The organism is Micromonospora okii (genome assembly GCF_020884795.1).
GTDB lineage: Bacteria > Actinomycetota > Actinomycetes > Mycobacteriales > Micromonosporaceae > Micromonospora > Micromonospora okii.
In genome coordinates, this window is record NZ_BBZF01000015.1 from 497,174 (window position 1) to 509,318 (window position 12,145).

8 protein-coding genes are annotated in these 12,145 nt (G+C 75.3%); 5 read left to right on the forward strand and 3 right to left on the reverse strand.

Features of this window, described 5'->3' with window-relative positions; all coding sequences use genetic code 11:
* The 3 genes from nadA to LPU43_RS11740 all read left to right on the forward strand — a co-directional run.
* Positions 1 to 307, forward strand: a 307-nt coding sequence (gene nadA, locus LPU43_RS11730; protein WP_229400317.1) for a quinolinate synthase NadA, incomplete at its 5' end; no start/stop codon positions are given.
* Positions 308 to 527: 220 nt separating this feature from the next.
* A complete protein-coding gene (murA, locus tag LPU43_RS11735) occupies positions 528 to 1,883 on the forward strand; it encodes a UDP-N-acetylglucosamine 1-carboxyvinyltransferase (protein ID WP_306416127.1) in 1,356 nt (451 codons plus the stop codon).
* Between the two features lie 88 nt (positions 1,884 to 1,971).
* Complete coding sequence (locus LPU43_RS11740) at positions 1,972 to 2,571, forward strand: DUF3043 domain-containing protein (RefSeq protein ID WP_229400318.1); 600 nt, start codon at positions 1,972 to 1,974, stop codon at positions 2,569 to 2,571.
* A 21-nt stretch (positions 2,572 to 2,592) separates the two neighbouring features.
* Here the strand turns inward: LPU43_RS11740 and LPU43_RS11745 are convergent, their stop codons facing one another.
* The 3 genes from LPU43_RS11745 to LPU43_RS11755 form a co-directional block, all read right to left on the reverse strand.
* Positions 2,593 to 3,591, reverse strand: a complete 999-nt coding sequence (locus LPU43_RS11745; RefSeq protein ID WP_229400319.1) for an ABC transporter ATP-binding protein — start codon at positions 3,589 to 3,591, stop codon at positions 2,593 to 2,595.
* The gene (locus tag LPU43_RS11750) at positions 3,588 to 4,379 is read right to left on the reverse strand and encodes an ABC transporter permease (protein WP_229400385.1); all 792 of its coding nucleotides are present in this window, start codon (positions 4,377 to 4,379) and stop codon (positions 3,588 to 3,590) included. Before LPU43_RS11750 ends, LPU43_RS11745 begins: the two co-directional genes overlap by 4 nt.
* Before the next feature lie 82 nt (positions 4,380 to 4,461).
* Complete coding sequence (locus LPU43_RS11755) at positions 4,462 to 5,313, reverse strand: ABC transporter permease (RefSeq protein WP_373321689.1); 852 nt, start codon at positions 5,311 to 5,313, stop codon at positions 4,462 to 4,464.
* Between the two features lie 161 nt (positions 5,314 to 5,474).
* On the opposite strand from LPU43_RS11755, the gene LPU43_RS11760 reads away from it, so the two are divergent.
* Positions 5,475 to 11,063: a WG repeat-containing protein gene (locus LPU43_RS11760; protein ID WP_229400321.1), complete on the forward strand. Its 5,589-nt coding sequence runs from the start codon at positions 5,475 to 5,477 to the stop codon at positions 11,061 to 11,063.
* A 61-nt stretch (positions 11,064 to 11,124) separates the two neighbouring features.
* Positions 11,125 to 12,123 carry an aldo/keto reductase family protein gene (locus tag LPU43_RS11765; protein WP_229400322.1) on the forward strand — a complete coding sequence of 333 codons (999 nt, stop codon included), beginning with the start codon at positions 11,125 to 11,127 and terminating at the stop codon, positions 12,121 to 12,123.
* Positions 12,124 to 12,145 lie beyond the last annotated feature (22 nt).

Consider the following 12,145-nt stretch of genomic DNA (forward strand, 5'->3'; position numbering starts at 1 on the left):
CAGGGCCATCGAGGCGGCCCCGGCCGGCTCGGCGTGGGCGGTCGGCACCGAGCTGAACCTGGTACGGCGGCTGGCGCTGGCCCACCCCGACAAGCAGATCATGTTCCTGGACCGGGCGGTCTGCTACTGCTCCACGATGAACCGGATCGACCTGCCGCACCTGGTCTGGGCCCTGGAGGAGCTGGTGGCCGGGCGGGTGGTCAACCAGATCACGGTGGACCCGGACACCGCGCACCACGCCCGGGTGGCGCTGGACCAGATGCTCGCCCTGCCCGGCGCGGACACCCCGCCCCCGGCCACCGCCTGACGACGCTCGGTGAGGTGTCCGGCGGCGGAAAGTGCCGGACACCCCGATTCATGCCCCCCGGGGCGGTGTGACCGCATCCACTGCCGTCACCGAGGGCTATGCTGCCGGGGCGACGACACACACGGGCCCGTTTTCGGCCGGCCGCATCGCGGGTAGCAGGCACGAGCGCCCGCATCCGCATCACCATCAACACAGCAGCACTGACGCGCTGGAGGTTGCGTTGACCGACGACGTCCTGGTCGTACACGGAGGCACTCCGCTTGAAGGGCGGATCCGCGTGCGCGGCGCGAAGAACCTGGTTTCCAAGGCGATGGTCGCCGCCCTGCTGGGCGACAGCCCCAGCCGGCTGTTCGACGTGCCGCGGATCCGTGACGTCGAGGTGGTCCGCGGGTTGCTCGGCCTGCACGGGGTCAAGGTGACCGACGGCGAGGAGGACGGCGAGCTGGTCTTCGACCCGGCCAACGTCGAGAGCGCCAGCACCGACCAGATCAACGTGCACGCGGGCTCCAGCCGCATCCCGATCCTGTTCTGCGGGCCGCTGCTGCACCGGCTCGGCCACGCCTTCATCCCCGACCTGGGTGGCTGCCACATCGGGCCGCGCCCGATCGACTTCCACCTCCAGGCGCTGCGCGAGTTCGGCGCGACGGTCGAGAAGACCCCGGAGGGGCTGCACCTGTCCGCCCCGAACGGGCTGCACGGCACCAAGTTCAAGCTGCCGTACCCGAGCGTCGGCGCCACCGAGCAGGTGCTGCTGACCGCCGTGATGGCCGAGGGCGTCACGGAGCTGCGCAACGCGGCCGTCGAGCCGGAGATCATCGACCTGATCTGCGTGCTCCAGAAGATGGGCGCGATCATCAAGGTGCACACCGACCGGGTCATCGAGATCCAGGGCGTGCCGAAGCTGCACGGCTACAGCCACCGCCCGATCCCCGACCGGATCGAGGCGGCGAGCTGGGCGGCGGCGGCGCTGGCCACGCGCGGCCACGTCGAGGTGCTCGGCGCGCAGCAGGCCGACATGATGACCTTCCTGAACATCTTCCGCTCGGTCGGCGGCGAGTACGAGGTCACCGACCTGCGCCCGCCGCGCGGCGGTCGGCCGGGCCAGGAGGGCGGCATCCGGTTCTGGCACCCGGGCGGGGAGCTGAACGCGGTGGCGCTGGAGACCGACGTCCACCCCGGTTTCATGACCGACTGGCAGCAGCCCCTCGTGGTGGCGCTCACCCAGGCCCGGGGCCTGTCGATCGTCCACGAGACGGTGTACGAGCAGCGGCTCGGCTACACCGAGGCGCTGAACACGATGGGCGCGAACATCCAGGTCTACCGCGACTGCCTGGGCGGCACCCCGTGCCGCTTCGGCCGGCGCAACTTCAAGCACTCGGCGGTGATCGCCGGGCCGAGCAAGCTGCACGCGGCCGACCTGGTCATCCCGGACCTGCGCGCTGGGTTCAGCCACCTGATCGCGGCGCTCGCCGCCGAGGGCACCTCCCGGGTGTACGGCGTCGACCTGATCAACCGGGGCTACGAGGACTTCGAGGCGAAGCTGGCCGAGCTGGGCGCCCACGTGGAGCGCCCGTAACGCCACGGGGCGTAATCTCGCCCACTCTCCGCCGCGCCCGGTGCACCGCGATGTGCGCCGGGCGCTGGCGTTTGGCTACCCTTTCCGCGTGCCGTCGCTGTTTCGCCGCAAGTCCACCGACCTCGCCGACGAGGCCGTCACCGAGGTGACGCCCGAGTCCGCGCCCGCCCGCCGGGGCTACACCCCGAGCAAGAAGGAACTGGGGCGGGAGACGCCGAAGCGGCCCGTCGCCGGGCGGCGGCCGGCCGGCCCGACGAAGCCGCTGAGCAAGGAGGAGTCGCGGGAGCGGCGGCGGCAGATCCGCGCCGAGTCCGCGGCGGAGTTCCGCCGCGAGGGCGGCCCCCGCGACCGGGGCCCGGAGCGGCTGCTGGCCCGCAACGTGGTCGACTCCCGTCGTACGGTGGGCACCTGGTTCTTCGGCGGGGCCCTGATCGTGCTGCTCGGCTCCAACCAGGCGATGCCGCCGATCGTCCGGCTGATCTCGAACATCCTGTGGGGCGCGCTCGCCCTCGGCGTGGTGGTCGACTCCATCCTGATCAGCCGCAAGATCAAGAAGCTGGTGCGGGAGCGCTTCCCGAACACCGGCCAGCGGCTCGGCTCGCTCTACCTGTACGCGATCATGCGGTCGATCACCTTCCGCCGCATGCGCGCCCCCGAGCCCCGCGTCAACATCGGCGACCCGGTCTGACCGGGCTCCCCCCGGCGACGGTTAAGAAGGGCCCCCCGCTCTACCGGAAGCGTTAACAGGGGGCCCTTCCTTGCCGTAGAGGCGGGCGACGACCTCCTCGATGTCCGGCTCGACGATCGAGATGTCGCGCAGGGTCGCCAGGGCGCCCAGGGCGGCCACCAGTTCGGCGGCGCTCGCCGACTCCAGGGCGAAGACGAGCCGGTGCCCCTCGGCCTCCACCCGGCGCAGCGGCGCCCCGGGCAGCTCCGGCGGGTCCGGCAGGGCGGTGTCCAGGTCGGCGACGACGAGCCGACGGGAGCCGTACCGGTCGTGCAGCGCGGCGATCGAGCCGTCGTGCACCACCCGGCCGTGGTCGATCACCACGAGACGTCGGCACAGCCGCTCGATGTCGGCCAGGTCGTGGGTGGTGAGCACCAGCGTGGTGTCGCCGGCCCGGCCCAGCTCACCCAGGAAGCCCCGGACGGCCTGCTTGCTCACCAAGTCCAGCCCGATGGTCGGCTCGTCCAGGAAGAGCACCTCCGGGCCGTGCAGCAGGGCGGCGGTCAGCTCGCCGCGCATCCGCTGGCCGAGGGAGAGCTGCCGGACCGGGGTGTCCAGGAAGCCGTCCAGGTCGAGCAGGCTCCGGCAGCGGCGCAGCCGGGCGGCGTGCGCGTCGGCCGGAACCCGGTAGACGTGCCGGAGCAGGGCGAACGAGTCCCGCAGCGGCAGGTCCCACCAGAGCTGCGAGCGCTGGCCGAAGACCACGCCGACGCGCAGGGCCAGCCGGGTGCGCTCGGGCACCGGGCGCAGGCCGCACACGCGCACCTCGCCGGAGGTGGGGGTGAGCACGCCGGTGAGCATCTTCAGGGTGGTGGACTTGCCGGCTCCGTTCGGGCCGATGTAGCCGAGCATCTCGCCCCGCTCCACCCGCAGGTCGACCCCGCCGACGGCGGCGACGGTCCGCCGCTCGCGGCGCAGCCGCCCGGCCCGCACCCGGACCGTGAACTCCTTGCGCAGGTTCCGTACGTCGATGACGCTCATGACCCCGTACTCCGGTAGTGGCGGATCCCCACGCGCCAGGCCACGGCGGCGAGCCCGGCGGCGACCAGCGCGACCGCCGGCGCGGCCCAGCCCGCCCATGCCGGCAGGCCGAGCGGGTCGGCCCGGCCCAGCAGCGCCAGCGCGGGTTGGTAGCTGACGAAGGCGAACCCCATCCCGTACGCGAAGGCCGCGCGGAACCAGCCGTCGAAGACCGTGACCGGGTACGACGTGAAGTCCTTGCCGCCGTACGTGAGCGAGTTCGCCAACTCCCCCGACTCGGTCCAGTAGAACGAGACGGTGGCGGTGGCCACGAAGATCGACCCGAAGAAGACCACCCCGGCCAGCGGGGCGAGGACCACCAGCGCCGCCCGGCCCGGGGTCCAGTCGATCCCCGCCGAGCCGACCGCCACCGCCAGCACGGCCACGCCGAAGACCGCCCGGGACAGCTTGCGCAGCGGCAGGTCCATCAGCAGGAGCTGGGGCAGCGCGCCGAGCGGACGCAGCAGCACGGCGTCGAACAGGCCGGTGCGCACGTACCGGGGCAGCCGTTCGACGTTGCCGACCAGCAGGTCGGCGGTGGTGAACGCGGCCGAGGAGAGCCCGACCACGACCAGCGCCTCCCGGACGGTGAAGCCGCCCAGCTCCCGGGTCACCCCGAAGATCACCAGCACGGTGAACACGTCGAAGACGGTGCCCCCGAGGTTGCCGACGAGATCCACCACGAACGACGTCCGGTACGACGTCTGGGACCGGACCTGCGCCCCGAGCAGCGCCCGGTACGCGGCCAGCCGGCCGGGCGGCTGCCGGGGGCGGCGCGGGGGCCGCTGTCGGAGGCGGCGTGCGGGGCGTTGCCGGGGCAGCGCCGCCGGCTCAGCCACCCTGCACCACCAGCCGCCGCTCGGCGCGGCGCTGGACCAGCCGGCACAGCGCCAGCAGCGCCGCCGCCCAGCCGGCCTGCACCGCGACCAGCCCGGCCTGGGCGGCCCCCGGGCCCCGCTCCACCAGGACGTCGAGCGGGGTCTGCATGAGCCCCGGGAACGGGGTGGCGAGCTGCAACGCCAGGTAGAGCCCGTCGGGCAGGAAGGGCAGCGGGAAGTAGAGCCCGGCGAGCACCCCCGAGGAGAGCATCCAGAGGATCTGCGGCCCCCGGACGTCGTCCAGCCAGTAGGCCGTGGCGTTGACCAGGAACCGGCAGCCGAAGGAGATCACCACGGCGAGCAGCGCGGAGAGCGCGAACAGCGGCACGGTCGGCCAGCGCGTCGGCAGGTGGACGTCGAAGAAGATCGGCCCCACCGCGAGCGGCGGCAGCAGCCGGGGCAGGCAGGCCCAGGCCGCCCGGCCCAGGTCGGTGGCGAGGTAGCTGGTCACCGGGTGCACCGGCCGCAGCAGGTCGCTGGCCACCTCCCCGGTGCGGATGCGGTCGGCCAGGTCGGTCCAGCCCCAGAACAGGACCACCGCCAGCAGCCCCTGACCGGCCCAGACGAAGGTCGCGAGCTGCTCCCGGTCGTACCCGGCGGCGCTGCCGGCCGCGCCGGCCACGGCCAGGAGGACGTAGCAGCGCAGGAAGCCGAAGACGGTGTTGGTGACGGCACCGGCCAACGCCGCCTGCCGGTACGTGGCGTATCGTCGGAATCCCGATCCCGCTATGGCCCCGAATGTCCGAAACCATAGGATAACGTTTGACCCGGTGGGCGGTGCCACAGTGGCGGTGACAGAGCCCACGCCGTTACCCTCCTTCCGCAGCCACGCCGTGCCCGGCCGGGCGACTCTACCGGCAGGTGGAGCGCCCAGCGCGACAATTCCCAACGAGGTGACATCGCCGTGAGCGATCGACGCGAGCCGGGCACCGGGACGCGCCACGCGGGCGGCGAGGGGCCCGACGGATGAGCGGCGACTTCTTCGACCGCTGGTCCCACTCGGCCGAACCGTCCTGGATGTACGAGCCGACCACGGAGTGGCAGCCGCAGTTCCCGGGACAGCGCTATCCCGGCGACATCGGCCTGCGGCACCTGCCGTCCCAGCAGCGGGGACGGCCGGGCGCCGTGGGCCGGGCCGAGGTGCACCCGGTCAGCCCCGCCCCCGACCCGGTGAGCCCCGCCCCGAACGGGCGCGACGGGGCGTACCCGTGGGACGACCGCGACCACCGCGCGTGGGACGACCGCCGCGCGGCGACGGCCGAGCCGCGCCGTGCCGACGGCCGGCGGGCCTGGTCCGACCGCGCCGCCGCGCCCGACGACCGCCTTCCGGGGTACGACGACCGGCCCGCCGCCTCGGGCGAGCACGCGTGGCGGAGCGGCGGCGACGGGTTCGGCCAGCGGGGCCGCGACGACCGCGAACCCGGCCGGCGCGGCTGGAACGAGCGCGGGCACGACCGGCGCGACGAGCGCGGGCACGACCGATGGGACGAGCGCGAACACGGGCGGCGCGACGAGCGCGGGTACGGCTGGCGGGACGACGACCGGCGCACCGGGGCGGACGACCGGCGTACGAGGGCGGAGGAGTGGCACGCGGGGCCGGACGACCGGGCCGGATACGGCCGCCGGGGCCGGGACGAGGCCACGTGGCACCACGACCAGCGCCCCACGGAGCGGGGGCCGGTCGACCCGTACCCGCAGCGACGCCCCGACCCGGACCGGCCCGGCCGGCACGACCGGCGCGGCCCCGAGTGGACGCTGGACCGCGACCCGGCCGCCTGGCACGGCGACCCCCGGCGCGGCACCGCCGAACCCGATTGGCGGACGCCCCCGGTCGGCGGTCGACGGATGCCACCGGCCGACACGGCCCCGGTCTCCCCCGCACCCCGGGGCGAGGCCGGCTGGCTGCCCGAGCCGGACGAGCGCCCCCACCGGCCGTACGGCGACCGGCCCCGGTCAGACCGACCCGGCTGGCCGGAGCGCCACCGCCCCAGCCTCGACCACGAAGGCCGGTCGACGTTCGACCGGGACGACCGGTCCACCTTCGAGCAGGACGACCGGTCCACCCTGGCCCCCGACGGCCGGTCCGCCTTCGACCGGGAGGACCGGTCCACCTTCGGGCGCGACGGGCGGCAGGGCCCGGAGCGGGACGGCCGGTCGACGTTCGGCCGCAACGGCCGCGCCACTCCCGAGACCGACGACCGGTCCACCTTCGACCGGGACGGCCGGCAGCACCCGCCGGGGACCGGCCAGGGCCAGTCGACGGGCCGACCGGCTCGCCACCACGACCAGCCTGGCATCGGTCGCCCCGGTGCGGAGCAGCCCCAGCGTCATGCGGAACGGGGCGAACGACCGTACCGGGACGCCGCCGGGGACATCGCCGCGCGCGCGGAGACGTACCGCGATCCGGCCCCCCGCCCGGCCTCACCCCGGGGCGGCGGCCTGCCCTGGCCGGAGCCGGACCCCCTGCGCCCGGACCTGGGCCGCAGCCCCGACCCGATCCGGGGACCGGAGCCCAACCGGGGACCGGAGCCCAACCGGGGACCGGAGCCCAACCGGGGACCGGAGCCCAACCGGGGACCGGAGCCCAACCGGCGGCCGGAGCGGCCGGACGAGATGCCCCGTGCCGACGCACGCCCGACGGAGCCGCCCCGCACCGAGGGCCGGCCCGCCGACCGGCCGCGGGCCGATGCCCCGCCGACCGAGGCGTTCCGCGCGGACGCGCGGTGGACGGACGTGCCGCGCACCGAGGGCCGGCCCGTCGACGACGTTGGATCGGGCCCCCGGTTCGCGGACGCCGCCCGGGCGGACCTGCACCGTCAGGGCCGCCCGCTCGACGGCCGGCCCGACGAGCGTCCGGGCCCCGGTCACCGTCCGGTCGAGGACGCCGCCGGCCACCGTTCGGGGGTGGAGAACCCCAACACCGGCCAGCGACCGGCCCACGGATCTCATGCCGCTCCCCCACCGCAGCGGCCCGCCGAGTCCCCCCGGTCCGACGGGTCTTCCCGAACCGACGAGTCTTCCCGGCCTGTCGAGCCGCGTACGCCCGCCGGGCCGGATCGGCCATCGGTCGCGCCTGCCGCCGACGCGCCGCGCGACGAGGTGCCCGCTACGAAGGCGACCGGCAGGCCGGTATCGGGTCCGCCGCTGTCCGACCTGCCCCTCCCGGGCCTGCCCGTGTCCGGCCCGCCGGCTCCGGTCCCGCCCGCCACGGAGCAGTCGGTCTCCGGTCCGCCCATCCCCGCCGTGCCGGCCACCCGGCTGCGGCTGGAGTTCCTGGCGGCTCCCGGGCTGGTCAATTCCTATTCCGCGCCCGAGCCGCGCGAGGAACCACCGCTTGCGGGGGAAGCGCCGACGCGCGCGCCGGTCGGCGAGATCGCAGCGCCCGACGATGACGCACCAACGCCGGAACCGACGGTCGCGGCCGAAGCCGTCGTCCTACCCGAACCGATGGTCACGTCGGAACAGACCGTCACGCCCGAGCCGACGGTCATGCCGGAGCGGGCCGCCACGCCAGAACCGAGCGCAGCCGAACCGGCCGTCACGCCCGAAAGGGCCGCCGTGGCCGAGCCGGCGATCGCACCCGGCCCGGTCACCGTGCCGGAGCCGTCGGCAGTACCACCGGCGCCGGCCACCGCCTCGGAACCGGACGACGCGCCAGAGTCGGCTACCACCTCAGATCCGGCCGACGCACCGGAGTCGGCCACCGCCTCGGAGTCGGCCGACATACCAGAGTCGGCCACCACCTCAGAGCCGGACGACGCCTCGGAGTCGGTCGGTGGGTCGGTCGCGGACCTACCGCTGGCGCGGCAGGTCTCCGGGCCGCCGGCTGCCGAGCCCGTCGAGGCAGCCCCCGCGCCCGCCGCGCCGACTGCCGCGCCGTCACCGGACCTCGCATCGGCCCCCGAGCCGCCCTCTGCCGAACCCGTTGCCGCAGGACCGGCGGGCGACGCCGAGAGGCCGGCCGCGGGCACCGCCGCGCCGGAGTCAGTGACGGCGGGCCCGGAGTCAGTCGCCGTCGAGCCGGAAGCGGACACCGCCAGCTCGGAGGCAGGCCAACTGCCCGAAGTGGAGGCGAGCGAACGACCTGAGGTGAAGGCGGACACCGCCAGCACAGAGGTCGACCAACGGCCCGAGGCGGCCAACCAGGAGGCTGGGCGTGCTCTGGCCGCGCCGTCGCCGCCGCAGCAGGTGCCGACCGGCACCGGGTCCGCCACGCCTGCCGACGCAGCGGACCAGGGCCCACCGATCCTCGCTGACAACCAGCAGGACGCGGGCAGCGTCGCGCCGCCCACCGACGACACCGACGACGCCGGGAAGGCCGGGCGAGGCGGGCGGCAGGACGATCCCGCCCCAGCGCGCGACGACTACGCGCACCGCGTCGACGCACGGCCGACGCCCGATGGGGAGCCGACACGCGACAAGGAGCCGACGCCCGACGAGGAGCCGACAGCCGTGGCACGGCCGACGGCCGACGAGGAGCCGACGGCCGACGCACAGCCAGGCGCGCCGGTGGACGGTGGGTCTGCCACGGCACCGGACGCGCAGACGTCCCCCGCCCCGGCCGGTGCCGCGACGGCCCCCGTCCCGTCGACGACCGGGCCGGACGCCGCGACAGCCGCCCCGGTCCGCCCGACACCCCGGCCCGACCCCGACCAGTCCGACCCCTGGTTCCGACCCAGTCGGCCGGTGCCGTCGACCCCCGACGGGGACTCCTCTCCCGGCACACCGGTCGCGGGCGATCCGGCTCCCGCTGCCCAGTCGCCGGCCGCACCGCCAGGCGCCGTCACGGAACCCCGCCCGGTGGGCTCGTTTCCGGCCCGGCCGGTGTCGGCGCCCCCGGCGCGCCGTCCGACGCCGGAGCCGCCGGTGCGCCCGGTCTCGGGGCCGCCCATGCGGCCGATCTCAGGACCGCCGATCTCAGGACCGCCGATCTCGGGACCACCGATCTCCGGGCCACCCATCTCAGGGCCGCCGATCTCCGGGCCACCGGGGCGGCCGATCTCGGGCGTTCCAGCGCGGCCCGTGTCGGGCGTACCCGGAATGCCGATCTCCGGCGTGCCGGCGCGGCCCGTGTCGGGCGTACCCGGAATGCCGATCTCGGGCGTGCCGGCGCGGCATGTTCCGGGCGTACCGGTCTCGGGTGTTCCGGGGCGGCCCGTCTCGGGGCCGGCCGGGTGGCCGGTGTCGCCGGCCGGGGCGTACGCCGGCGGGATGGACCGGCGGGAGGCGGCCCGGGGCGACGCGGCGGCCGACCCGGAGCGGGCGCTCTCCGCCTTTCGGTGGCGTCTGGACCCGGAGAGCCTGCGCGAGGAGACCGACGACCCGCAGCGGCTGCGCGCCGTGCGGGACGGGCTGACCGCCAAGATCGAGGCCGCCCCGGACAACCGCTCCCGGGCCCGGCTGCTCGGCCTGCGGGCGGTGGCGTCGCGCATCCTCGGCGACCTGGGCGACGCGCTGGGCGACGCCCGGCTCGCGCTGACGTACGCGGAGGCCACCGGCGAGTTGCGCCGGACCGCGCTGGCCCGGGCGCGGCTGGCCCAGGTGTTGCGCTGGCGCGGCGAGTTCGTCGAGGCCGACCGGCTGTTCGCCGAGGCGAACTCGACCGAGCTGCCCGACCGGCTGCGCGCGGCCCTGCACGAGCACGCCGGCCGCTGCTGCTACGACCAGGGCCGGCTGATCGAGGCGTGCCACCACTTCGAGCGGGCGCTGGACCTGCGCCGGTCCACCGACCGCGAGCTGCTGGCCCGGATCCGGGTCGCGCTCGACGCGGTCGCCGCGCGGGCCGGCCGGGACGGCTTCGGCCCGTACGCGCGCGCCCGGGTCGAGATCCTGCGCGCCGGCCGGGCGCTGGTCCCCTCGTACGACGAGGGGTCCGACCGGTGGGGGTACGCCGACGTCGACGGCAACCTGGTGATCGGGGCCGACTACGCCGAGGCGCAGCCGTTCCGGGAGGGGGTGGCCTGGGTGCGCCGGCCCGAGGGCACCCGGTGGGCGCTGATCGACGACTCGGGGCGCACCCTGATCGAAGCCAACAACGGCTACCGGGCGGTCGCCTCGTTCTCCGACGGCCTGGCCTGGGTCTCCATGGACGGCGCGGGCAACTGGATGGCGGTCGACAGGTCCAACATCGTGGCGATCCCGCCTAGCTTCGACGACGTCCGGCCGTTCCGGGGCGGGGTGGCGGCGGTGCGGGTCGGCGACGGCTGGGGCGCGGTGGACCGGAGCGGGGAGCTGGTCCTCCCCACCCGGTACGACGGCCTGACCACGGCCCTCGCGGACGGCCGCTACGTCGACGGCTTCACCGACGAGGGGCTGGCCGTGGTGGAGCGCAACGGTCGGCGCGGCGTGGTGGACCGCACCGGCCGGGTGATCGTGGCGCCGGCGCACCCGGCGCTGGTCGTGCACCCGGTGGCGTTCCTGGTCGGCGACGGCGCCGGCCGCTGGGGCGCGCTGGACCGGCGGGGCGAGCCGCTGATCGACCCGGTGCACCCGAGCCGCGACCGGGTGGTCGAGGAGGTCGAGCAGCTCCTCGCCGACACCAGCCCGCTGCTGTGAGCCGCGCGCGGCGGCAGCCTGTCAGCGGGTGACCAGGACCGGGCCGGACTAGGGTCGGGGGATGGAATTCCGACACCTGGGCCGTTCGGGCCTGATCGTCAGCGAGATCTCGTACGGCAACTGGATCACCCACGGCTCGCAGGTCGAGGAGGACGCCGCGACCGCCTGCGTCCGGGCCGCCCTCGACACGGGGATCACCACCTTCGACACCGCCGACGTGTACGCCGGCACGAGGGCCGAGGAGGTGCTCGGGCGGGCGCTCCGGGGCGAGCGTCGTGAGGGGCTGGAGATCTTCACGAAGGTCTTCTGGCCGACCGGGCCGGGCCGCAACGACCGGGGCCTGTCGCGCAAGCACATCATGGAGTCGATCAACGGCTCGCTGCGTCGGCTCCAGACCGACTACGTGGACCTCTACCAGGCCCACCGGTACGACCACCACACGCCGCTGGAGGAGACGATGGAGGCGTTCGCCGACGTCGTCCACTCCGGCAAGGCGCACTACATCGGCGTCTCGGAGTGGCGGGCGTCGGAGCTCCGCGAGGCCCACCGGCTCGCCCGGGAGCTGCGGATCCCGCTGGTGTCGAACCAGCCGCAGTACTCGATCCTGTGGCGGGTCATCGAGGCCGAGGTCGTGCCGGCCAGCGAGGAGCTGGGCATCGGGCAGATCGTCTGGTCGCCGATGGCCCAGGGCGTGCTCTCCGGCAAGTACCTGCCGGGCCAGCCGCCGCCCGCCGGCTCCCGCGCCACGGACGAGAAGTCCGGGGCGAACTTCATCGCCAAGTTCCTCACCGACGACGTGCTGACCCGGGTGCAGCAGCTCAAGCCGCTGGCGGAGCAGGCGGGGCTGACGATGCCGCAGCTCGCCATCGCCTGGGTGTTGCAGAACCCGAACGTCTCCTCGGCGATCATCGGCGCGTCCCGGCCGGAGCAGGTGCACGACAACGTCAAGGCGGCCGGCGTGAAGCTCGACGCCGCCCTGCTGAAGGCGATCGACGAGATCTTCGACCCGATCGTCGAGCGCGACCCGGCGCAGACGCAGTCCCCGCCGAAGCGGCCGTGACGCCCTCGGTCCCGGCCGGCGC